Origin of the sequence: Caulobacter radicis, assembly GCF_003094615.1 — a bacterium.
Lineage (GTDB): Bacteria > Pseudomonadota > Alphaproteobacteria > Caulobacterales > Caulobacteraceae > Caulobacter > Caulobacter radicis.
The window spans coordinates 108,962-131,239 of sequence record NZ_QDKO01000010.1; the positions used below are offsets into that span (position 1 = coordinate 108,962).

The window sequence follows — 22,278 nt, forward strand, 5'->3', positions numbered from 1 at the left end:
TTCCGGAGAGTTTTCATGCGCTTGCTCGTCGCCGCCGCCCTTGTCTCGCTTGGTCTCGCCGGAGGCGCCCACGCGGCCAGCTTCGACTGCGCCAAGGCCAGGCGGGCCGACGAGCGGGCGATCTGCGCGGACCGGGGGCTCGACAACAAGGACGTGCGGATGAGCGTGCTCTACGACATCAACAAGCGCACCATGGGCATGGGCGCGCGCGGAGCGCTGATGGACAGCCAGCAGGCCTGGCTGAACGATCGCGCGGGCTGCAAGGCCAACCGCGCCTGCCTGAACCGGGCCTACGATAGGCGGCTGGGCGAGCTGGAGCGGTCTATGGGGCGGATCTACCGGGCGGGGCCGTTCTAGGAGCCTCCCCCTGTGGGGGAGGCGATCGCGCAGCGATCGGTGGGGGGAGTGGCTGCGAAGTCGGCCGACGCCTCGAAAGCTGAGAACGCCCCCTCTCCGGCCCTCCGGGCCACCTCCCCCAGAGGGGGAGGATTTCTTGGCGCCGGCGCTCCTTGAAGATGCTCCCCCTCTGGGGGAGCTGTCGGCAAAGCCGACTGAGGGGCCTTCCCTCAGAACCCCGCCGGCGTCCACAGTCCGGCCACCAGGGCCAGGACCAGGATCGCGCCGGCCTGGGCGTTGGACTTGAAGATCTTCAGCGCGCCGGGGCCGTCGTCGACGCGCACGGCCACGGCCTGGCGCGACAGGTGCAGGCCGAAGAGGCCCAGCAGCGGCAGGAACAGCGGCCCCAGGCCCCCGACCCAGGCGGCCGCCAGGGCCAGCACGAAGGCCAGGACGTAGAACACCGCCACGCCCTCGCGGACCTTGGCGCCCAGGCGCCGGGTCGACGACTTCACCCCGGCCAGGGCGTCGTCCTCGATGTCCTGGATGGCGTAGATCGTGTCGTAGCCCAGGGTCCAGAAGATGCCCGAGGCGTAGAGCAGGGCGGCCGACCACGACAGGGTGTGGGTGGCTGCGGCGTAGCCCAGCAGGGCGCCCCAGTTGAAGGTCAGGCCCAGCCACGCCTGCGGCCACCAGGTGATCCGCTTCATGAACGGATAGCCGGCCACCAGCAGCAGCGAGGCCACGCCGAGTCCAATGGCGACCCAGCCCAGGCAGATCAGAATGAGGAAACTCGTCAGGCTGCAGCCGACCAGGAACAGCCAGGCCTGCTTGACGGTGATCAGGCCGGCCGGGATCGGGCGCAGGGCGGTGCGGGCCACCTGGGCGTCGAAGTCGCGGTCGACGATGTCGTTGAAGGCGCAGCCGGCCGCCCGCATCAGCGCCGCCCCGACGAAGAAGGCGATCAGCAGCCAGGGATTGGGCAACTGGCCCTTCTCGGCGGCGGCCAGGGCGATACCCTGCCAGCCGGGCAGCATGAGCAGCCAGATGCCGGCCGGACGGTCGAACCGCCCCAGCTTCAGCCAGGGACGCAAGGACACGGGCGCGTAGCGGTCGACCCAGTTGGCGGCGGCGGCGTCGGGCAGGATGGCGGTCATGCGGCTTGGCTTAAACCGCCGCGCCCGCCGGGTCGAGCCGATGCGTCCTTCCAAGAACCGCGTGATCGCCCGGGTTACTGTTCGATAGGATTTTCCGATCCTGCCGAGAAAAACGATCAGTTGGATTTATCGAACGCCGCCCGCGACAGTGGCGCTACGAAATTCGACGAGGGCGACATGACCAAGACCATCCTGACCACCACGGCCGGCGCGCCCGTCGCGGACAACCAGAACAGCCTGTCGGCCGGCCCGCGCGGCCCGCTGTTGATGCAGGACTACCAGCTGATCGAGAAGCTGGCGCACCAGAACCGCGAGCGCATCCCCGAGCGTGTCGTGCACGCCAAGGGCTCGGCGGCCTACGGCACGCTGACCATCACCCACGACATCAGCCGCTACACCAAGGCCAAGGCCCTGCAGCCGGGCGCGACGTCCGAAGTGTTGCTGCGCTTTTCCACCGTGGCCGGCGAGCGCGGCGCGGCCGACGCCGAGCGCGACGTGCGCGGCTTTGCCCTGAAGGTCTATACCGACGAGGGCAACTGGGACCTGGTGGGCAACAACACCCCGGTGTTCTTCATCCGCGACCCGCTGAAGTTCCCCGACTTCATCCGCACCCAGAAGCGCCACCCGGTGTCGAACCTGCGCTCGCCGACGGCGATGTGGGACTTCTGGAGTCTCTCTCCCGAAAGCCTGCACCAGGTGACGATCCTGTTCTCGGATCGCGGCCTGCCGCAGGGCTATCGCCACATGCACGGCTTCGGCAGCCACACCTACAGCTTCATCAACGCCGCCAATGAGCGGGTGTGGGTGAAGTTCCACTTCAAGTCCCAGCAGGGCGTCCGCACCTGGACCAACGAAGAGGGCGATGCGGTGATCGCGGGCGACCGCGAGAGCGCGCAGCGCGACCTGTTCGAGGCCATCGAGGGCGGCGACTACCCGCGCTGGACCCTGAAGGTGCAGATCATGACCGAGGCGCAGGCCCGCGAGACGGCCTTTGATCCGTTCGACCTGACCAAGGTGTGGCCGCATGCCGACTTCCCGCTGATCGAGGTCGGCGTGCTGGAGCTGAACCGCAATCCGGACAACTATTTCGCCGAGGTCGAGCAGAGCTCGTTCTCGCCGTCGAACATCGTGCCCGGGATCGGCTTCTCGCCCGACAAGGTGCTGCAAGGCCGGCTGTTCGCCTATGCCGACGCGCACCGCTACCGGGTGGGCACGCACTACGAGGCGCTGCCGGTCAATCGTCCGCGCTGCCCGGTGAACCACTACCACGCCGACGGCGCCATGCGCTTCGATGCGCCGGGGCGGACGCAGGCCTGGTACGAGCCGAGCAGCTTCGGCGGACCGGTGCAGGAGCCGTCCGCGGCCGAGCCGCCGCTGCCGCTGTACGGCGACGCCGACCGGTTCGATCACCGAGCGGGCAATGACGACTACGCCCAGCCGGGCGCGCTGTTCCGGCTGATGAGCCCGGCCCAGCAAGCCCAGCTGTTCGGCAACATCGCCGCCGCCATGCAGGGCGTGCCCGAGGCGATCGTGCGTCGCCAGCTGGTCCACTTCCACCGCGCCGACCCGGCCTATGCCGCCGGCGTCGCTTCGAGACTGGGGATCGTGTTCGACGCGGCCCCCATCGCCGCCGAGTAGACGCTCGCTCGGCGGCCCGAGGAGGACCGCCACCCGCCCAGCCCCCGGCTGTCCTCCTCCACCCCATGAAAGGAGACATCCGATGACCCGTCCCGACCCGATCTCTAACCGCATCGCTGGTTTCAGCCTGCTGGCCCTGGGCGCCGCCGCCGGCGTCGTGCTGCCGCATCCGGTCACCACGGCCCTGTGGTCGGCCTCGGCCCGGGCGTTCCGCCGGGCCGGCGACGAGGCGATGGTCTCGCGCCTGCTGTCGGCGACGAAGTTCGGGCCGCGGATCCGTCGGGGCCTGAAGCGGCCGACGGCGGGCATGCTGTATTATGGAAGGGCGGGGTTGGCTTGAAGATCCTCCCCCTGTGGGGGAGGCGATCGCGTAGCGATCGGTGGGGGGAGTGACCGCGTAACCAGCCATCGCCTCGAAAGCTGAAAACGGCCCCCCTCCGGCCTTCGGCCGCCTCCCCCACGGGGGGAGGTTCCTTTTGCCTAGAACCGCGGCCGGAAATCCCGCGGCGCCCATCCGAAATCCCTGACCGCGTCGGACGAGTCGAACACCAGGTCCTGGCTCATGCGCGCCCCCATGGCCGCCGTGGCGCCAGGGAAGAACGGGCGGGCCAGGGTCAGCAGCAGGGAAAACAGCCAGGGCGGCAAAACCAGGATCGCCGGCCGTCGACCCAGGCCCTCGAACACCCGGCCGGCCATCTGGCGATAGGGCAGGGTCTCGCCGCCGACCAGGGCGTAGGCGCGGTCGAAGGCGGCCGGGGCCGTGGCGGCGGCGATGGCGCCGGCGGCCAGGTCGTCGGCATGGACCGGCTGGCGCAGGCCTTCGCCGGCCCCCGACAGCGGCAGCACCTTGAAGCGGCGGATCAGCCCGGCCAGCCGGCTGACATTGCCGTCGCGGCCCTCGGCGTAGATCAGGGTGGGCCGCAGGATGGTCCAGGCCACGCCATGCTCCGCGCAGAAGGCCTCGACGGCGGCTTCGGCGTCGGCCAGCGCCTTGGCCACGGCGCGCTCGGAGGGCTCGGGCGAGTCCTGCTTGGTGAAGCGACTGGTCGAGGAGAAGGCCACCAGGCGCTTCATGCCCCGCGCCTTGAGCAGCGGCAGCACGGCCGGCAACAGCCAGATCGGCGACAGCGAGAACACCGTGGCCGCGCCGGGCAGCTGTTCGGCCAGGTCGTCGCCCTTCAGGTCGGCGTCGATCCAGCAGGCGTCGCCACCCGGAGGTCTGCGCGACAGGCCCATGGGCTCGTGGCCGGCCGCTTGCAGCCGCTCCATCAGGAAGGTCCCGATTAGGCTGGTGGCCCCCAGCACGAGGATCGGCGTCTTCAGGGTGTTTTCCGCGCTCATGGTCCCTCTATAGTCGCGCCAGGGGAGCTTCGCCCATGCCGATCACCTATGACGAGGTCCGCGCCTTCGCCCTGGCCCTGCCGCTGGTCGCGGACGGGACGTCCTATGGCTATCCCTGCCTCAAGGCGAACGGCAAGTTCCTGACGCGGCTGAAGGAGGACGGCGACAGCCTGGTGCTGCCCGGCGTGCCGTTCGACGAGCGCGAGATGCTGATCGAGGCGGCGCCCGAGGTGTTCTATTTCACCGACCACTACCGCAACTATCCGATGGTGCTAGCGCGGCTGTCGGCGGTGGAGGCGGGAACGGTCAAGCGCCCGATCGAGCGCCACTGGCGGGCCTGCGTGCCGAAGAAGGTCGCCAGGGCCCATGACGAAGGCCCGTGAGGGCGCCTATATCCGGCTGACCAGATTTTGCGGAGCTTTCCATGTCGAACCCCACCCCCGGCGTCCGTTCGGGCGATGTCGAGATCCCCGCCATCGGCCTGGGCACCTACCAGCTGGAGAACGGCCTCGCCCAGACCATGACCGAGAAGGCGCTGGAGCTCGGCTATCGGCATGTGGACACCGCCCAGATCTACGGCAACGAGCAGGATGTCGGCGCGGCGCTGGCGGCGACCGGCGTGGCCCGCGGCGAGATCTTCGTGACCACCAAGGTGTGGATCGACAAGTTCGCGGAAGGCGACCTGCAGCGCTCGGTCGACGAGAGCCTGAAGAAGCTGCGGGTCGATCAGGTCGACCTGCTGCTGCTGCATTGGCCCAAGCCCAAGCCGGCCCTGGCCGAGACCATCGCCGCCCTCAACGCCGTGAAAGTCGACGGTCGCGCGCGGGCCATCGGCCTTTCGAACTTCCCCTCGGCGCTGATGGAGGAGGCCGCCGGCCTTTCCGAAGCGCCGCTGGCCACCAATCAGGTCGAGTACCACCCCTATCTGTCGCAGAAGACCCTGCGGGCCACGGCCGACAAGCTGGGCGCCTCGATCACCGCCTGGTCGCCCCTGGCCCAGGGCAAGGTCGCGGACGATCCGGTGCTGAAGGCGATCGGCGACAAGTACGGCAAGACGCCTGGTCAGGTCACCCTGCGCTGGCAGGTGCAGCAGGGCGTGATCACCATCCCCCGCACCAAGAACCCGGCCCGCCTGGCCGAGAACTTCGCGATCTTCGACTTCGCCCTGACGGATGAAGAGATGGCGGCGGTGTACGGCCTGGCCCGTCCGGACGGCCGCATCGGCGACTGGATCGACGCGGCGTTCAGGTGGGATGTCGAGTAACAGATGCTCCCCCTGAAGGGGGAGCTGTCGCGGAGCGACTGAGGGGGAAGTGATCGCGGCGCGTCAGCAACTGCTTCCCCCTCCGGCCCTCCGGGCCACCTCCCCCTTCAGGGGGAGGATCAAAGAAAAAGGGGCCGCTTTCGCGGCCCCTTCGTCGTTCTGGGATGACCTGAACCTTACAGGTCCAGCAGCAGGCGCTGCGGGTCTTCCAGGGCTTCCTTGACCTTCACGAGGAAGGTCACGGCGCCGGCGCCGTCGACGACGCGGTGGTCGTACGACAGGGCCAAGTACATCATCGGACGGATCTCGATCTTGCCGTTGATGACCATGGCGCGTTCCTTGATCGCGTGCATGCCCAGGATGCCCGACTGCGGCGCGTTCAGGATCGGGGTCGACATCAGCGAACCGTAGATGCCGCCGTTGGTGATCGTGAAGGTGCCGCCCTGCATGTCCTCGATGGCCAGGCCGCCGGTGCGGGCCTTCTTGCCGAGGTCGCCGATGGTCTTTTCGATCTCGGCCAGGTTCAGCGCGTCGGCGTCACGGACGACCGGAACCACCAGGCCCTTGTCGGTGCCGACGGCGACGCCGATGTCGTAGTGGTTCTTGTAGATGACGTCCTGGCCGTCGATCTCGGCGTTGACGTCCGGGATCGCCTTCAGCGCGGCCACGACGGCCTTGGTGAAGAACGACATGAAGCCCAGCTTCACGCCGTGACGCTTTTCGAACACGTCCTTGTACTGGGCGCGCAGGGCCATGACCGCGCTCATGTCGACCTCGTTGAAGGTCGTCAGCATGGCGGCCGTGTTCTGGGCTTCCTTCAGGCGACGGGCGATCGTCTGACGCAGGCGCGTCATCTTCACGCGCTCTTCGCGTTCGTGCAGGGCGCGCGGCGCGGCCGGAGCGGCGGCCGGAGCCGGAGCGCTGGCGCGGGCTTCCAGGGCGGCGAGAGCGTCGCCCTTGGTCACGCGGCCGTCCTTGCCGGTGCCGACGACCTTCGACAGGTCGAGGTTGTTCTCGGCGGCGACGCGGGCCGGGGCCGGGCTGACCGGAGCGGCGGCCGGGGCGGCAGGGGCCGCGGCGGCGGGAGCCGGAGCCGGGGCGGGAGCCGGAGCAGCGGCCGGAGCCGGAGCGGCGGCGGCCGGAGCGGCCGAGGCGGTCGCGCCTTCGGTCACCACGCCCAGGACAGTGCCCGGAACCACGGTGGCGCCTTCCTCGGCGCTGATCGCGGCCAGGACGCCGTCGGCCGGCGAGACGACTTCGAGGCTGACCTTGTCGGTTTCCAGCTCGACGAGCAGCTCGTCCTTCTTCACGGCCTCCCCGGCCTTCTTGGTCCAGCGGGCGACCGTCGCTTCGGTGACGGATTCGCCCAGGGCGGGGGTCATGATGTCGGCCATGTCAGGTTCCGATGTCTCTTTGATCTGGCGGTCGGGGGTCTAAACGAACTTAGGCCGCCGCGCCTATCGAACAAGTCCGAGGGCGCGGCGGCTTGAAGGTTGGTGCTCTTAGGCGAAGGCTTCGGTGAGGAAGGCTTCGAGCTCCTTGAGGTGGCGGCTCATCAGGCCGGCGGCGGTCGAGGCGCTCGCCGGGCGGCCCACATAGCGGGCGCGCTTGGCCTTGATGTCCATCTTGTCGAGGGTCAGCTCGATCCACGGATCGACGAAGGTCCAGCCGCCCATGTTCTTCGGCTCTTCCTGGACCCACAGCAGCTCGGCGTTCTTGAAGCGGTTCAGGACGCCCATGACCGACTTCATCGGCCACGGATAGAACTGCTCCAGGCGCAGGATGTAGACGTCGTCGCGGCCGGTCTTGGCGCGCTGGTCGATCAGGTCGAAGTAGACCTTGCCCGAGCACATGATGACGCGCTTGATCTGATCGTCGCTCTTCAGCGTGATCCCGCCGACGTCGCAGCCGGCTTCGGCGCCGTCCACCATCACGCGGTGGAAGGCGGTGCCTTCGGCCAGGTCCGACAAGTTCGAGACGGCGCGCTTGTGGCGCAGCAGGCTCTTGGGCGACATCACGATCAGCGGCTTGCGGTACTCACGGTGCATCTGGCGACGCAGGGCGTGGAAGTAGTTGGCCGGCGTGGTGCAGTTGACGACCTGCATGTTGTCTTCCGCGCACGACTGCAGGAAGCGCTCGAGGCGGGCCGAGCTGTGCTCGGGGCCCTGGCCTTCGTAGCCGTGCGGCAGCAGCATCACCAGACCGCTCATGCGCAGCCACTTGCGCTCGCCCGAGCTGATGAACTGGTCGATCACCACCTGGGCGCCGTTCACGAAGTCGCCGAACTGGCCTTCCCACAGGGTCAGGGTGTTCGGGTCGGCCAGCGAGAAGCCGTACTCGAAGCCCAGCACCGCCTCTTCCGACAGGGCCGAGTCGATGACTTCGTAGTTGGCCTGGCCGGGGCGGATGTTGTTCAGCGGCGTGTAGTGCTCTTCGGTCTTCTGGTCGATGACGTCGGAGTGGCGCTGGGTGAAGGTGCCGCGGACCGAGTCCTGGCCCGACAGGCGGACCGGGAAGCCTTCGTCGAGCAGGGTGGCGAAGGCCATGTGCTCGGCGGCGCCCCAGTCGAGGCCTTCGCCCTTGGTGAAGGCGTCACGACGGTTCTCGATGGCGCGGCGCACGGTCTTGTGGGCGTCGATGCGCTCGGGGATGGCCGTGATCTTGGCGGCCAGTTCCTGCAGCTTGGCGAGCGGAACGTCGGTCTTGCCGCGGCGCTCTTCGTCGCCCGGCTGGGCCAGGCCCTTCCACTTGCCGTCGAGCCAGTCGGCCTTGTTGGCCTTGTAGCTCTTGCCGGACTCGAATTCCTTGTCGAGGAAGGTCTCGAACTCGCCGACCCAGCCGTCGGACTCGGCCTGGGTGACCAGGCCTTCGGCGATCAGGCGGTTGGCGTACAGTTCGCGCGTCGAGGGGTGGCCCTTGATCTTCGCGTACATCAGCGGCGACGTCATGGTCGGATCGTCGCCTTCGTTGTGGCCGAAGCGACGGTAGCAGACCATGTCGATGACCACGTCCTTGCCGAACATCTGGCGATATTCGGTGGCGATCTTGGCCGCGAACACCACGGCTTCGGGATCGTCGCCGTTCACGTGGAAGATCGGGGCCTCGACCATCAGCGCCATGTCGCTCGGATACGGCGAGCTGCGCGAGTAGCGCGGGCTGGTGGTGAAGCCGATCTGGTTGTTGACGATGAAGTGGATGGTGCCGCCCGTGCGGTAGCCCTTCAGGCCCGACAGGGTGAAGCACTCGGCCACGACGCCCTGGCCGGCGAAGGCCGCGTCGCCGTGCAGCAGCAGCGGCAGCACGTGGCCGCGGCCGGCGTCCGGGGTCTCGCGCAGCAGGAAGGCCTGCTTGGCGCGGGCCTTGCCGATGACGACCGGGTTGACGATTTCCAGGTGCGACGGGTTGGCGGTGAGCGACAGGTGGACCTTGTTGTCGTCGAACTCACGGTCCGACGAGGCGCCCATGTGATACTTCACGTCGCCCGAACCCTCGACGTCCGAGGGGACCGACGAGCCGCCTTGGAACTCGTGGAAGATCACGTGGTAGGGCTTGCCCATCACGGCGGCCAGCACGTTCAGGCGGCCGCGGTGCGGCATGCCCAGGACGATGTCCTTCACGCCCAGCGAACCGCCGCGCTTGATGATCTGTTCCATGGCCGGGACCATGGCTTCGCCGCCGTCGAGGCCGAAGCGCTTGGTGCCGGGGAAACGCTTGTGCAGGAAGCGTTCGAAGCCTTCGGCCTCGACCAGCTTCTTCAGGATGGCGACCTTGCCTTCCTTGGTGAAGGTGATTTCCTTGTCGCGGCCCTCGATGCGCTCCTGCAGCCAGGCCTTCTCGGCCGGATCGGAGATGTGCATGTATTGGACGCCGACGTTGCCGCAGTAGGTGCGGCGCAGGATCGACAGGATCTCGCGGATCGTGGCGGTCTCCAGACCCAGCACGAAGTCGAGGAAGATCGGACGGTCGTAGTCGGCCTCGGCGAAGCCGTAGGTCGCCGGATCCAGTTCGCTGGCGTCCTTGGCGGGGTCCAGGCCCAGGGGGTCGAGGTTGGCGGCGAGGTGGCCGCGCATCCGGTAGGCCCGGATCATCATGATGGCGCGCAGGCTGTCCAGCGTGGCGGCGCGGACGGCTTCGGCGGAGGCGCCGGGGGCCTTGCCCTCGACCGCCTTGGCGATCTTGGCTTCGACGGCGGGGGCGACGCTGGCCCACTGGCCGTCAAGCGCGGAGAGCCAGTCGGGGCGGGCGGCGGGAACGCTCTTGGGCGTCCAGGCCGGGTCCTTGGCGGCGCGCTTGACCTGATCGGCCTGCTCGGCCAGCGAGGAGAAGAAGGCGTTCCAAGAGGGCTCGACCGACCCGGGGTTCTCCGCCCACTGGGCGTAGAGGTCCTCAACGAATGCGGCGTTCGCGCCGTAGAGGAAGGAGGTCTCGGTCAAGACCTGATTGATGATGCCTGCGTCGTCCGCCATCGTCTTCGCCTCGATGCTCGCCCGCCGAGGCCATCCGGCGGGATCACGAGCTCGTTTCAAACATGAAGCGCGACGACCGGTTGGCCGCTATCCATTTTCGGCCGCTGCGCTTCGGATCCGTTTACGGGACCGGTTTAGACACCGGTCCCGTAAATATAGTCTCTCAATCACCCGTCGCCCGCGCCGTGCGGCGGGGCCCAGGTGATTTTTTCGGATCGTCGACTGGCGGTCGCAAAAAACCTGGGCCCCGCGCAGGGCGGGGTTTCGGTAGTCTTTTAGCCCTTGAGGACTTCGAGCAGGGTCTCGCCCAGCTTCGCCGGCGACGGCGAGACGCGGATGCCCGCTTCTTCCATCGCAGCGATCTTGTCCTCGGCGCCGCCCTTGCCGCCCGAGATGATGGCGCCGGCGTGACCCATGTGACGGCCCGGAGGGGCCGTGCGACCGGCGATGAAGCCGACCATGGGCTTCTTGCGGCCGCGCTTGGCTTCGTCCTTCAGGAACTGGGCCGCTTCTTCTTCGGCCGAGCCGCCGATCTCACCGATCATGACGATCGACTTGGTGGCTTCGTCGGCCAGGAACAGTTCCAGCACGTCGATGAACTCGGTGCCCTTGACCGGGTCGCCGCCGATGCCGACGGCCGTGGTCTGGCCCAGGCCCGCGTTGGTGGTCTGGAACACGGCTTCGTAGGTCAGGGTGCCCGAACGCGACACGACGCCGACCGAGCCTTCCGAGAAGATCGAACCCGGCATGATGCCGATCTTGCACTGGTTCGGGGTCAGGACGCCCGGGCAGTTCGGGCCGATCAGGCGCGACTTGGAGCCTTGCAGGGCCTTCTTCACGCGCACCATGTCCAGCACCGGGATGCCTTCGGTGATGCAGACGATCAGCGGGATTTCCGCGTCGATGGCTTCCAGGATCGAGTCGGCCGCAAAGGGCGGCGGAACGTAGATCACCGAGGCGTCGGCGCCGGTAGCTTCCTTGGCTTCGCCGACGGTGTCGAACACCGGCAGGCCGATGTGCGTCTGGCCGCCCTTACCCGGGGTGACGCCGCCGACCATCTTGGTGCCGTAGGCGATGGCCTGTTCCGAGTGGAACGTGCCCTGGGCGCCGGTGAAGCCCTGGGTGATGACCTTGGTTTCAGAACCGATGAGGATCGACATGATTAGCGAGCACCCTTCACGGCCGCGACGATCTTCTCGGCGCCGTCAGACAGATCGTTGGCGGCGATGACGTTCAGGCCGCTTTCCGAGATGATTTTCTTACCCAGTTCGACGTTGGTGCCTTCCAGGCGAACGACGAGCGGAACCGTCAGGCCGACTTCCTTCACGGCGGCGATGACGCCTTCCGCGATGATGTCGCAGCGCATGATGCCGCCGAAGATGTTGACCAGGATGCCCTTCACGGCCGGATCGGCGGTGATGATCTTGAAGGCCGCGGTGACCTTCTCCTTCGAAGCGCCGCCGCCGACATCGAGGAAGTTGGCCGGCTCGGCGCCGTACAGCTTGATGATGTCCATGGTGGCCATGGCCAGGCCGGCGCCGTTGACCATGCAGCCGATTTCGCCATCGAGGGCGATGTAGGCCAGGTCGTACTTCGAGGCTTCGATTTCCTTGGGGTCTTCTTCGCTCTCGTCGCGCAGGGCGCGGATGTCCGGGTGGCGGAACAGCGAGTTGCCGTCGAACGACAGCTTGGCGTCCAGGACGCGCAGGTGGTCGTCGGCGGTGACGATCAGCGGGTTGATCTCCAGCATCGCCATGTCCTTGGCCAGGAACGCCGTGTAGAGCTGCGTCAGCAGCACGGCGGCTTCCTTGGCCAGGCCGCCGGTCAGGCCGAGAGCCTTGGCCAGCGCGCGCTGGTGGGTCGGCCACACGCCGGTGGCGGGGTCGATCGAGAACGAGTGGATCTTCTCCGGCGTGGCGTGGGCCACGTCTTCGATGTCCATGCCGCCTTCGGTCGAGGCGACCACCGAAACCATCGAGGTTTCACGGTCGACCAGCAGCGACAGGTAGAATTCCTTGGCGATCGCCGCGCCTTCTTCGATGTAGAGGCGGTTGACCTGCTTGCCCTTGGGGCCGGTCTGGTGCGTCACCAGCACGCGGCCGAGCATTTCGGCGGCGTTGGTCTTGACGTCTTCGACCGACTTGACGACGCGGACGCCGCCCTTGGCGTCGGGGCCGAGGCCCTCGAACTTGCCCTTGCCGCGGCCGCCGGCGTGGATCTGGCTCTTCACGACGAAGACCGGACCGCCCAGCTTCTCGGCGGCGGCGACGGCTTCATCGACGGTGAACGCCGCGAAGCCACGCGGGACGGGGGCGCCGAACTCCGCGAGGACGGCTTTGGCTTGATGCTCGTGAATGTTCATGAGGGGACCGGTCTTCCGCGACGGTTCTTGAATGTGGCGGCGTTATAGGAGCGTGATTTCGCAGGCGCAACCGCACTTGGACGATAAGGCGCCCCCATATTTTCGATCCGTTGTCCGAACGGACAACGGCGCCGCCTTCCTGGGCCGAACGATCGAAAAGCCTGATCTTTTGGCAAATCGTCCACAGCCCCTGGCTGGCAAGGCGTTGAGGACCGGAGGAAGGGCGAAATAACGATGTTACCGCTCACTTCAATCGCGAAATGAGGCGACTTGTGCGCTGCGATTGTGCAGTGCTCGCCGTGGGAGCGCATTTGCCGCACTTCGTGACGAAGTATTGCTGCGGTCGTCGACCGCCGTGCGGCGAGCGCCGGAAAAACAACGACTTAGATACGATACATTTTGTGCAAAATCGGAAAACCGGGGCAGGATATACTCGGCGCGACCTTCCGTCTTGAAAGTATCAATCATTTATTGACCGTCCCGAAGCTTCTCCTTGCTGGACACTTTCTGGGTAAAACCCCCGGATCGGCATTGGAAGGGCTTCCATGTTCAACCGCTCGCAAGTTCAGGCCGTCGAGACCCTCTCGGCCCTCGACCGGTCGCTGGCGACCATCGAGTTCGATCCGAAGGGCCGGATCCTGACCGCGAACGCGAACTTCTGCTCGGCCATGGGCTACGACCTGGCCGAGATCGTCGGCCAGCACCACAGCCTGTTCGTCGAGCCCGACTATGCCGCCAGCAGCGACTACGCGGCCTTCTGGGCCAAGCTCGGCCGGGGCGAGTTCGACGCCCGCGAGTACCTGCGGGTGGGCAAGGGCGGCCGCGAGGTGTGGATCCAGGCCTCGTACAATCCGATCCGCAACGCGCGCGGCGCGGTGACCCGGATCGTCAAGATCGCCACCGACATCACCGAGCAGAAGCGCCGCGCCGCCGAGCAGCACGGCAAGATGGAGGCCATCGGCCGGGCCCAGGCGGTGATCGAGTTCACCCCGGCCGGCGAGATCCTGACCGCCAACCAGAACTTCCTCGACGCCCTGGGCTATTCGCTGGGCGAGATCCAGGGCCGTCATCACCGGATGTTCGTCGAGCCGGCCGAGGCTGATGCGCCCGGCTACGCCGCCTTCTGGGCCAGGCTGAACGCCGGCGAGTTCGTCGCCGCCGAGTTCAAGCGCCTGGGCAAGGGCGGGCGCGCGGTGTGGATCCAGGCCTCGTACAACCCGATCTTCGACCACCGGCGCCGCATCGCCAAGGTCGTGAAGTTCGCCACCGTGGTCACCGGCCGGGTCGAGGCCGTCAACGCCATCGCCACGGGGCTGGACCAGCTGGCCCGCAACAACCTGACCTACCGCATCGAACGGCCGGTCGACCCGCAGTTCGCCAAGGTGCGCGAGGACTTCAACAGCGCCATGTCGTCGCTGGACGGCGCCATGGGCGTGGTGGCCTCGGCCACCCAGAGCGTCGGGGCCGGGGCGCAGGAGATCTCGATCGCCGCCGACGACCTGTCGCGCCGCACCGAGATCCAGGCCTCGAACCTGGAGGAGGCGGCCGCCGCCCTCGACCAGATCACGGCCACCGTCAACCGCAGCGCCGAGGGCGCGCGCGAGGTCTCGCAGGTGGCCTCGGCCGCCCGCATCGACGCCACCCGCTCGGGCGAGATCGTCGGCGAGGCCGTCGCGGCCATGGGCGAGATCGAGGAAAGCTCGGGCAAGATCACCAGCATCATCGGCGTGATCGACGAGATCGCCTTCCAGACCAATCTGCTGGCCCTGAACGCGGGCGTGGAAGCGGCCCGGGCCGGCGACGCCGGCAAGGGCTTCGCGGTCGTGGCGTCGGAAGTGCGAGCCCTGGCCCAGCGCTCGGCCGAAGCCGCCAAGGAGATCAAGGCCCTGATCGCCAGGAGCACCTCGCAGGTCGGCCGCGGCGTGCGGCTGGTCGGCGAGACCGGCGAGGCCCTGGCCACCATCGTCGACAAGGTCGGCAAGATCGACGGCCTGATCCTGGAGATCGCCCAGTCCTCGCGCGAGCAGGCCACGGGCCTGTCGGAGGTCAACACCGCCGTCAACCGCATGGACGAGGTCACCCAGCGCAACTCGGCCATGGTCGAGGAAGCCACCGTCGCCTCGGCCAGCCTGAAGCTGGAAGCCGGCGAACTGGCGCAGATGGTGTCGAGGTTCGAGGTCAGCGCCGGCAGGACGGGGACGCAAGCTGTGAGGCGGCGGGCTTAGTCATAAGGAACCTCCCCCTGTGGGGGAGGCGATCGCGTAGCGATCGGAGGGGGGAGTAGTTGCTGCCCTTCCGGCGCCGCAGAAGCTGAAAACGTCCCCCCACCGGCCTTCGGCCGCCTCCCCCACAGGGGGAGGTTCTTTCTCTACTTCACCGCCACGGTCGCGCGGCGCTCCAGCTTGCCCCAGCCGACGCGGCCGCCGCGCACGGCGGTCAGCACTGATTTCACCACCACGTAGTACATCAGCTGGCGGTAGCCGAAGCGCTGCACCGGCAGGTAGGGCAGGTCGGCCCAGGGCGCGCGCTTCTCCAGGGCCATGCCCAGGGCGCCGGCCGACAGGTCCACCAGAATGAACACCGCCCAGTAGAGCAGGCCGCGCACCATGTCGTCGGGCCGCCACTCCAGCGGATGGGCGAGCGCGGCGTAAAGGCCCGAGACCAGGCTCCAGATCACGGCCAGGTCGACCAGCGGCGCGGCCACGGCCAGCAGGATCTGGAACAGCCAGATCTGGGGCAGGGCCACGAAGCCCAGCACCGGGGTCTTCGGATTGAACAGCGCCGCGCGGTGCTTCCACACGCATTGCAGGGTGCCGAACGACCAGCGGAAGCGCTGCTTGAGCAGCCCCGACACCGTGTCGGGGGCCTCGGTATAGGCGCGGGCGGCCGGGTCGAAGGCCACCTTCCAGCCGGCGCGCTGGCAGGCGATGGTCAGGTCCTGGTCCTCGGCCAGGGTGTCTGAGGGATAGCCGCCCAGGGCGTCGAGCACGCTCTTGCGCCATGCCCCGACGGCGCCGGGCACCACGGTCACCGCGCCCAGGGCCGCCAGCGCCCGCCGCTCCAGGTTCTGGGCGGTGACGTATTCCAGCGCCTGCCAGCGGGTGACGATGTTGAGGCGGTTGCCGACGATGGCGTTGCCGGCCACCGCGCCGATCTTGGGATCTGCGAACCAGCGCACCAGCCGGCCGATGGTCGAGGTGGGGAACTGGGTGTCGGCGTCCAGGGCCACGACATATTCGCCCCTGGCCACGGCCAGGCCGCGGTTGACGGCCCGCGCCTTGCCGCCGTTCTCGAACGACAGCAGGGTCACGCGCGGATCGCCCGCGAAGTGGTCGCGCACCTCCTGGGCCGTGCGGTCCTTGGAGCCGTCGTCGAGGACCAGCACTTCGATGTTCGTCCAGTCGCTTTCCAGGATCCGCGCCACCGAGGCGGCGATGACCTTCTCCTCGTTGAAGCAGGGGATCAGCACGCTGACCAGCGGACCGGTGGCGGGGTCGAGGTCGTCGGGCGTGCGCTCGGTCGCCTTGTGGACGAGGGCCAGGCAGGCCAGGAAGACGAGGCGCGCCACGCCCAGGGCGATGGCGGTGATGAAGAGCCCGACCAGCAGGGCGTTCAGCCCCCGGAAGAAGCCGAAACCCAGGCGGTCCAGCGCCAGGCCCACCGGGTCGCGTTCGCTCTTGGGCATCACCTGCTCGGGGGTCATGCCGGCCAGTTCGCCGACCGTGACGAGGCGATAGCCGCGGGCGCGGATGCCGTCGATCAGGCCGGGCAGGGCCTTGATGGTGTTCTCGCGATTGCCGCCGGCGTCGTGCAGCAGCACCACCTGGCCGGGATTGGCGCCCGGATGGTCGAGCCGGTCGAGCGCGCGGTCGATGATCACCTGCGGCGGCGGCTTCTGCCAGTCGTCGGTGTCGATCCGCAGGCCGACGATCAGGTAGCCGAGCGTCTGGGCGATGACCAGCGGGTCCACCTCGCGCGGGGTCGAGGGCTCGGCGTCGCCGAAGAACGGCGGGCGGAACAGGCGCATCGAGCGGCCGGTGACCACCTCGAACAGGCGCTGGGTGGCGTTCAGCTCGACCTGGGTCTGGGGCAGCGGCGTCTCGCCGATATTGGGGTGGGTCCAGGTGTGGCCGCCCACATCGTGGCCCTCGCGGATCTCGCGCGCCACCAGGCCCGGATGCTTCTGCATGTTCTGGCCGATGACGAAGAAGGTCGCCGGGGCGTTCTTGGCCTTGAGGATGTCGAGGATCTTCGGCGTCCAGCGCGGGTCGGGACCGTCGTCGAAGGTCAGGGCCACCAGGCCCGGCTTCTGGCCGTAACGCTCGATGACATAGGAGCTGGGCAGCACGTCGTAGGTCTCGCCCGAGATCAGGCCGGTGTCGGGGTCGAACTCCAGGGAGCGCTTGCCGGGCGTGGGCAGGGACGAGACGCGCAGCACCTCGCCGCCGCCGTCGAAGTCGACGCTCTGGCCGGCCGGGATGCGGGTGAGGCCCGAAGCCGCGCCCTTGCCGTAGGGCTGGCCCAGCACGCTCCACACGCCCGGATCCTCGCCGCCCATGCGCCACAGGCCATAGCCGCGCGGCCGGAACGGGTCGGTGGCCTTGATCTGGTTGAACAGGGTGGCCGCGTCGAGGAACCACACGACGTGCTTGTCGCCGTTGTCGGCGGCGTAGGCGTAGGTGGGGTTGAGGGCGTCGTCGTCCATGCGGATGGCCGCACCGGCGTCCTGGGCGTTGCGGATCGCCTCGTGGAAGGTGGCCGCGTCGCCGCTGGCCGCCGTCCCGTCGGCCTTCAGCGTCCAGTCGTAGCCGTAGGCGCCCAGCGCCATCACGGTGCGGGCCGGATCGAGGGTGGCGAAGCGCTTGTCGAGTTCGCTCTCGTACCAGTCCTGGCCGGCGTTGGGGCCGGGATCGCCGCCGCCGTAGTGCTGGTCGTAGGCCATCAGCACGATGGTGTCGGCCGACTGCTGCAGGCGTTTCAGCGGCCAGCCCTGCTCGTCGAAGGGCGCGGTGACCCAGACCTCGCGGCCCGAGGCCCTGAAGGCCGCGCGGGCCTCGTCCAGCAGCAGCGGATAGTTGGCCAGGCCCTTGGGCGACAGGGCCTCCAGGTCGAAGATGTAGCCGCCGAAGCCGCGCCGCTGGGCCAGGGCGACCAGGTTGTCGATCAGCGCCTTGCGGGCGGCCGGGTCGGCCAGCAGGGCGTCGGCCATCGGACCGTTGAAGCTGGCGTTAGCCGAGTTGTGGACCAGCGGCAGCACGGTCGGGTGGTTGGGCGCGGCGGCGATGCGGGCCGTGCCGACCGGGTCGTCGTCGACCGAGATCTGGCCCTTGGGGCCGTTCAGCGCCACCCACTGCGGCGAGACGACGTCGAGGCCGGCGATGTGCCGGCGCAGGGACTCGCGGCTGTCCTCGTCCCAGGGCACGTAGAAGCCGACGCTGAGCGGCTTGGCCGCGCCGATGGCGGCCGGCGTCTTGGGGGCGGGCAGGGCGCGCCAGGCCGGCGGCTTGGCGGGCTTGAGGCGATGGACCGTCTCCTCGTGCAGCGCCGACAGCACGTGGGGGTCCTTCAGCGTCACCGCCGGCAGGCGCGGGGCGAAGGCCAGGGTGGCCAGGAAGCCGGCGACGATCGCCGCCACCAGCGACAGGGCTATGCCCGCCGCGAGGGTGAACCTGCGCCGCCGCTTGCCGGTGGGATCATGGAAGATGTGCCGATCGTCGCCGCTCATCGCGCCGTGCCCCGTTCATACCGCTGATAACACGGTTTCGGCGGCGCAATGATCCTCGATCATGTCCGAACGGTGGCGCTTGAACGGCCTTGAAGCGACTGCGACTTTTTGGCGGGGGATCGCCTTCTGCCCCTCGCTCCCGTCATTCCCGCCCTTGTGGCGGGAAACCCTGGTTCCGCTTCCACAAGAGGCGCAAGCGGACTGCTCAGCAGTCCGCCCCTCTCACCCTTGCAGCTGACAGAGGGGTTCCCGCCACAAGGGCGGGAATGACGGGAGGAATGGAGAGGCGGCGGATTAGTCCACCCAGTCCTTCTCGAGCCGCTTGCTGGCCAGGAAGAACAGGCCGGCCGCCACGAGGTAGAAGGCCATGCCGGTATAGATCGACCAGCGCAGCGACTCCGCGCCGAACACCGGCTTCAGGAGGTCGGAGACCAGGCCGAAATAGTAGATGCCGACGGCGATGCCGAGGAGGTTGTTGATCAGCAGGAACAGGGCCGAGGCGGTGGTGCGCATCGGGGCCGGGGCCAGGTGCTGGACGGCGGCGGTGATGGGGCCCAGCCAGGCCAGGTTCAGGCCCGTGGGGATCAGGAAGATCAGGAAGGCGGCGGTCATGGCGCCGGTGCGGCCCAGGCCTCCGAACAGCGCGCCGCTGTTCATGGCCAGCAGGAAGCAGGGCACCGAGATCAGGAAGGCGATGGCGGGCGTGATCGGGTAGCCCGACTTGGACTTGGCGCCCAGCTTGTCGGCCACGACGCCGCCCAGCCAGATGCCCAGCAGGCCGCCGAACAGGGCGATGCCCGAATAGTACCAGGCGGTCTGCGACAGGGTGAGGCCGAGGCTGCGCATGAAGAAGCTGGGCAGCCAGGCGGCCACGCCATAGCCGCACACCGACGAGGCGGCGGCCCCGAACGACAGCAGCCAGAACGACGGCTTGGCCGCCAGCAGGCGCACCGCGTCGCCGAACGGCGGGACAGGGGCCGGCGCGGGCGGCGGCGCGCCCTGGACGCGGTCGGCGCCGCCGCGCACCGGATCCTTGACGATGGCGCGGAAGATCGGGGCCAGCACCACGCCCAGCAGGCCCACGACGATGAACGCCGTGCGCCAGCCGTAGGTCGCGGCCAGCAGGCCGCCGACCAGGGTGCCCAGGCCCGAGCCCAGCGGGATGCCGAAGGCGTAGGCGGCCAGCGCCCGGGCCCGCTGGCTCTTGGGGAAATAGTCGGCGATCAGCGAATAGGCCGGGGCCACGCCGCCGGCCTCGCCGACGCCGACGCCCATGCGCGAGAAAAAGAGCTGCCAGAACCCGCCGGCGAAGCCGCAGAGGGCGGTGAAGCCGCTCCAGACGGTGAGGGCCGCGGTCATGATCCACACGCGGCTGAAGCGGTCGGCCAGCCAGGCGATGGGGATGGCCAGGGTGGTGTAGAGCAGGGCGAAGGCTAGGCCGCCCATCAGGCCGAACTGGCCGTCGGTGAGGCCAAACTCGTCCTTGATCGGCTTGGCCAGGATCCCGAGGATCTGCCGGTCGAGGAAGTTCAGGGTGTAGACGAGGATCAGCGTGGCCAGCACCACGTAGCGATAGCTCGGGGCCGGCGCGGCCTCGTCCTGTTTGCGACCGTCGCTCATCGCCCCACCCTCAAAGAATCAAGCACTGCAATAAGAAAAGGGCGACGGCCTGTTGCAGCAAGCCGTCGCCCGAGGCGTTCGCCTAGAACTTCACTTCGAACGACGCCGTCACCGTGCGCGGCGGGCCGTAGAAGGCGCTGACGGAGTTGCCGTAGAAAACGGCCGCCGACTGCGGGAAGTTGTAGCCGCCGATGCGATAGCGCTCGTCGCCGAGGTTCTTGCCGGTCAGGGCGGCCTTGTAGCGGCCTTGCGCCGAGGTCCAGATCAGGCTGGCGTCATAGAGCCAGTAGGACCCCTGATCGAGCGCCGAGGGGATCTCGAACATGTGGTAGGACGAGCGGTACGAGGCCGTCGGGGTGAAGGTGATCGAGCCGTTGTCGCCCAGGTCGTGGCTGAAGTTCAGGCCGAAGTTGCCCGTCCACTTGGGGGTGTTCTGGAACACCCGCGAGTTGGAGAAGTCGCGCACCACCGGCGGCGTCGAGGTCAGGTCCAGCGCCTTGTATTCGTCGAACTGCGCCTTGATGTAGCCCAGCGAGACGTTGGCGCTGACCCAGTGGGCCAGCTTGGCGATCCCCTCGACCTCGAAGCCCGACATGTGGGCGCGGCCGACGTTCAGCACCTGGCTGGCGATCGAGGCGCCGACCGGGGTCTGCTGGGTGACCTGCATGTCCTTGTACTTGGAGTAGAACACCGCGGTGTTCAGGCTCAGGCGACGGTCGAAGAAGTAGCCCTTCAGGCCGCCTTCGAACGAGTCGACGGTCTCGGGCTCGTAGCCGTCGGCCGAGTTGGGCGTCAGGATCTGGTCGGAGCGCATGTCGAAGCCGCCCGACTTGAAGCCCTGGCTGTAGGAGACGTAGGCGTTCAGGTCGTCGCTGATCTCGTACTTGGCGCTGAGGCGCGGGGTGAACTTCGAGAAGGTCTTCTTGTTGGTGAAGCTCGAGCGCAGCAGGCCGGGCACGGCGGCGTTGTTGCCGAACAGCGGGCTGCGGATGCCCGTGAAGTTCTGGCGATAGACGCGGCCGTACTTCTCGTCGCGGGTCATGCGGCCGCCGACCGAGACCGACAGGCGCTCGGTCAGGTCGTAGCTGACGTCGGCGAAGGCCGAGTAGCTTTCGGTGTCGACATTGCCGGCGGTGGCGATGGTGGTGTTGATCTGGCTGACCACGGTGTCGAAGGCGCCGGCGGCGGTTGCGTTCATGTAGTAGACGCCGGCCACGCCCTGCCAGCGGTCGCCGGTGAACAGCGCCTGGAATTCCTGGCTGAACTGGTGGTCGTTGTAGCGGCCGGGAATGTCGAGATAGGCGCCCGGCAGCTCGTCGAAGTCGATGGTGCCTTCGGTGTTGCCCGAGCGGTAGGCGGTGATCGACTTGACGGTGATCAGGTCGTTGATCGTCCACTGGCCCAGCAGCGACACGCCGCTGTTCTCGACGCGGTTGGTGTCGCCCGAGCCGGCGCGGGTGTCGTAGACGTCGGGCAGCACCTCGCCGCCGGGGATCGGCTGGCCCAGGATGTTCAGCGCCTGCACCTCGCGGTGGCCATGGCGCGGGTTCGACTTGTCGCGGGTGGTGTCGGCCGACAGCCGGAAGAACAGCGCGTCGGTGGGCGTGTATTCGACGCTGACGCGGCCGGTGGCGACGTCCTTGTCGTAGTGCTCGGCGCCGGTGTTGAGGTTCTTGCCGTAGCCGTCGTGGTCGAAGCTGGCGGCGGCGAAGCTGACCGCCAGCTTGTCGCCGATCGGGGCCTTGGCCGAGACCAGGAAGTCGCGCTGGTCGTAGCTGCCCAGCGAGGCCTTCAGGCGCAGCTCCGGCTCGGGGCCGATCTTGCGGGTCACGTACTTCACCGCGCCGCCGATGGTGTTGCGGCCGTACAGCGTGCCCTGCGGGCCGCGCAGCACTTCGATGCGCTCGATGTCGAACACGTCGAGCACCGCGCCCTGCGGGCGGGCGATGTAGACGTCGTCGACATAGAGGCCCACGCCGGGCTCGAAGCCCCAAAGCGGGTCCTGCTGGCCGACGCCGCGGATGAACGAGATCAGGGTCGAGTTGGAGCCGCGCGCCACCTGCAAGGTCAGGTTGGGGGTCGACTGCTGAAGGCTGGTGATGTCCGAGGCGCCCATGCGCTCCAGCGCGGCGGCGCCGTAGGCCGAGACGGCCACCGGCACGTCCTTCAGGGTCTCTTCGCGCCGGCGGGCGGTGACGACCACCTCTTCGACGCCGACGCCTTGCTCCGTCGTCGCCTGTTCCTGTGCAACCGCGAGATTGCTCGCGGCGCCCCACGCCGCGCCAGCCAGCAGCGCAGCCTTCCACATCGTTTTCATGGACAGCCCCTCTTAACCTAGATGCGTTTCGTCCCTCACGCCGGCCGGGCCG

15 protein-coding genes are annotated in these 22,278 nt (G+C 68.3%); 6 read left to right on the forward strand and 9 right to left on the reverse strand.

Going from position 1 to position 22,278, the window contains the following annotated elements; all coding sequences use genetic code 11:
- The first annotated feature begins 15 nt into the window (after positions 1-15).
- Positions 16-357: a lysozyme inhibitor LprI family protein gene (locus tag DDF62_RS06210; RefSeq protein WP_116488322.1), complete on the forward strand. Its 342-nt coding sequence runs from the start codon at positions 16-18 to the stop codon at positions 355-357.
- A gap of 209 nt (positions 358-566) precedes the next feature.
- Here the strand turns inward: DDF62_RS06210 and ubiA are convergent, their stop codons facing one another.
- A complete protein-coding gene (ubiA, locus tag DDF62_RS06220) occupies positions 567-1,493 on the reverse strand; it encodes a 4-hydroxybenzoate octaprenyltransferase (protein WP_116488324.1) in 927 nt (308 codons plus the stop codon).
- A gap of 177 nt (positions 1,494-1,670) precedes the next feature.
- Between ubiA and DDF62_RS06225 the strand changes: the two genes are divergently transcribed.
- Together DDF62_RS06225 and DDF62_RS06230 are read left to right on the forward strand one after the other, a co-directional pair.
- Positions 1,671-3,131 (forward strand): catalase, encoded by a 1,461-nt coding sequence (locus DDF62_RS06225; RefSeq protein ID WP_116488325.1) that lies wholly within the window; start codon positions 1,671-1,673, stop codon positions 3,129-3,131.
- 82 nt (positions 3,132-3,213) lie between these two features.
- Positions 3,214-3,471, forward strand: a complete 258-nt coding sequence (locus DDF62_RS06230) for a hypothetical protein (protein ID WP_116488326.1) — start codon at positions 3,214-3,216, stop codon at positions 3,469-3,471.
- Between the two features lie 140 nt (positions 3,472-3,611).
- Here DDF62_RS06230 and DDF62_RS06235 read toward each other — a convergent pair whose 3' ends face one another.
- Positions 3,612-4,472 (reverse strand): NAD-dependent epimerase/dehydratase family protein, encoded by an 861-nt coding sequence (locus DDF62_RS06235; RefSeq protein WP_116488327.1) that lies wholly within the window; start codon positions 4,470-4,472, stop codon positions 3,612-3,614.
- 35 nt (positions 4,473-4,507) lie between these two features.
- On the opposite strand from DDF62_RS06235, the gene DDF62_RS06240 reads away from it, so the two are divergent.
- Positions 4,508-4,855: an MmcQ/YjbR family DNA-binding protein gene (locus tag DDF62_RS06240; protein WP_116488328.1), complete on the forward strand. Its 348-nt coding sequence runs from the start codon at positions 4,508-4,510 to the stop codon at positions 4,853-4,855.
- A gap of 41 nt (positions 4,856-4,896) precedes the next feature.
- The gene (locus DDF62_RS06245; RefSeq protein ID WP_116488329.1) at positions 4,897-5,736 is read left to right on the forward strand and encodes an aldo/keto reductase; all 840 of its coding nucleotides are present in this window, start codon (positions 4,897-4,899) and stop codon (positions 5,734-5,736) included.
- A 176-nt stretch (positions 5,737-5,912) separates the two neighbouring features.
- Here DDF62_RS06245 and odhB read toward each other — a convergent pair whose 3' ends face one another.
- The 4 genes from odhB to sucC form a co-directional block, all read right to left on the reverse strand.
- On the reverse strand, positions 5,913-7,130 hold the full coding sequence (gene odhB, locus DDF62_RS06250; RefSeq protein ID WP_116488330.1) for a 2-oxoglutarate dehydrogenase complex dihydrolipoyllysine-residue succinyltransferase: 1,218 nt from the start codon (positions 7,128-7,130) through the stop codon (positions 5,913-5,915).
- 108 nt (positions 7,131-7,238) lie between these two features.
- Positions 7,239-10,202, reverse strand: a complete 2,964-nt coding sequence (locus DDF62_RS06255; RefSeq protein WP_116488331.1) for a 2-oxoglutarate dehydrogenase E1 component — start codon at positions 10,200-10,202, stop codon at positions 7,239-7,241.
- 275 nt (positions 10,203-10,477) lie between these two features.
- On the reverse strand, positions 10,478-11,362 hold the full coding sequence (gene sucD / locus DDF62_RS06260) for a succinate--CoA ligase subunit alpha (protein ID WP_058348626.1): 885 nt from the start codon (positions 11,360-11,362) through the stop codon (positions 10,478-10,480).
- Between the two features lie 2 nt (positions 11,363-11,364).
- Positions 11,365-12,564 carry an ADP-forming succinate--CoA ligase subunit beta gene (gene sucC, locus DDF62_RS06265; RefSeq protein ID WP_101716975.1) on the reverse strand — a complete coding sequence of 400 codons (1,200 nt, stop codon included), beginning with the start codon at positions 12,562-12,564 and terminating at the stop codon, positions 11,365-11,367.
- Positions 12,565-13,109: 545 nt separating this feature from the next.
- Here sucC and DDF62_RS06270 point away from each other — a divergent pair.
- Positions 13,110-14,789, forward strand: a complete 1,680-nt coding sequence (locus DDF62_RS06270) for a methyl-accepting chemotaxis protein (RefSeq protein WP_116488332.1) — start codon at positions 13,110-13,112, stop codon at positions 14,787-14,789.
- A 143-nt stretch (positions 14,790-14,932) separates the two neighbouring features.
- Here DDF62_RS06270 and DDF62_RS06275 read toward each other — a convergent pair whose 3' ends face one another.
- The 3 genes from DDF62_RS06275 to DDF62_RS06285 form a co-directional block, all read right to left on the reverse strand.
- The gene (locus DDF62_RS06275; RefSeq protein ID WP_116488333.1) at positions 14,933-18,289 is read right to left on the reverse strand and encodes a glycosyltransferase; all 3,357 of its coding nucleotides are present in this window, start codon (positions 18,287-18,289) and stop codon (positions 14,933-14,935) included.
- A 294-nt stretch (positions 18,290-18,583) separates the two neighbouring features.
- Entirely contained in the window at positions 18,584-19,909 is a 1,326-nt protein-coding gene (locus tag DDF62_RS06280; RefSeq protein ID WP_116488334.1) for a spinster family MFS transporter, read from the reverse strand.
- An 82-nt stretch (positions 19,910-19,991) separates the two neighbouring features.
- Positions 19,992-22,226, reverse strand: coding sequence for a TonB-dependent receptor (locus DDF62_RS06285; RefSeq protein WP_116488335.1), 2,235 nt, complete (start codon positions 22,224-22,226; stop codon positions 19,992-19,994).
- Positions 22,227-22,278 lie beyond the last annotated feature (52 nt).

Excerpts from the sequence above, each read along its gene's own strand:
- DDF62_RS06210 (WP_116488322.1), top strand. The coding sequence starts at position 16 with ATGCGCTTGCTCGTCGCCGCCGCCCTTGTCTCGCTTGGTCTCGCCGGA.
- ubiA (WP_116488324.1), bottom strand. The coding sequence starts at position 1,493 with ATGACCGCCATCCTGCCCGACGCCGCCGCCGCCAACTGGGTCGACCGC.
- DDF62_RS06225 (WP_116488325.1), top strand. The coding sequence starts at position 1,671 with ATGACCAAGACCATCCTGACCACCACGGCCGGCGCGCCCGTCGCGGAC.
- DDF62_RS06230 (WP_116488326.1), top strand. The coding sequence starts at position 3,214 with ATGACCCGTCCCGACCCGATCTCTAACCGCATCGCTGGTTTCAGCCTG.
- DDF62_RS06235 (WP_116488327.1), bottom strand. The coding sequence starts at position 4,472 with ATGAGCGCGGAAAACACCCTGAAGACGCCGATCCTCGTGCTGGGGGCC.
- DDF62_RS06240 (WP_116488328.1), top strand. The coding sequence starts at position 4,508 with ATGCCGATCACCTATGACGAGGTCCGCGCCTTCGCCCTGGCCCTGCCG.
- DDF62_RS06245 (WP_116488329.1), top strand. The coding sequence starts at position 4,897 with ATGTCGAACCCCACCCCCGGCGTCCGTTCGGGCGATGTCGAGATCCCC.
- odhB (WP_116488330.1), bottom strand. The coding sequence starts at position 7,130 with ATGGCCGACATCATGACCCCCGCCCTGGGCGAATCCGTCACCGAAGCG.
- DDF62_RS06255 (WP_116488331.1), bottom strand. The coding sequence starts at position 10,202 with ATGGCGGACGACGCAGGCATCATCAATCAGGTCTTGACCGAGACCTCC.
- sucD (WP_058348626.1), bottom strand. The coding sequence starts at position 11,362 with ATGTCGATCCTCATCGGTTCTGAAACCAAGGTCATCACCCAGGGCTTC.
- sucC (WP_101716975.1), bottom strand. The coding sequence starts at position 12,564 with ATGAACATTCACGAGCATCAAGCCAAAGCCGTCCTCGCGGAGTTCGGC.
- DDF62_RS06270 (WP_116488332.1), top strand. The coding sequence starts at position 13,110 with ATGTTCAACCGCTCGCAAGTTCAGGCCGTCGAGACCCTCTCGGCCCTC.
- DDF62_RS06275 (WP_116488333.1), bottom strand. The coding sequence starts at position 18,289 with ATGAGCGGCGACGATCGGCACATCTTCCATGATCCCACCGGCAAGCGG.
- DDF62_RS06280 (WP_116488334.1), bottom strand. The coding sequence starts at position 19,909 with ATGAGCGACGGTCGCAAACAGGACGAGGCCGCGCCGGCCCCGAGCTAT.
- DDF62_RS06285 (WP_116488335.1), bottom strand. The coding sequence starts at position 22,226 with ATGAAAACGATGTGGAAGGCTGCGCTGCTGGCTGGCGCGGCGTGGGGC.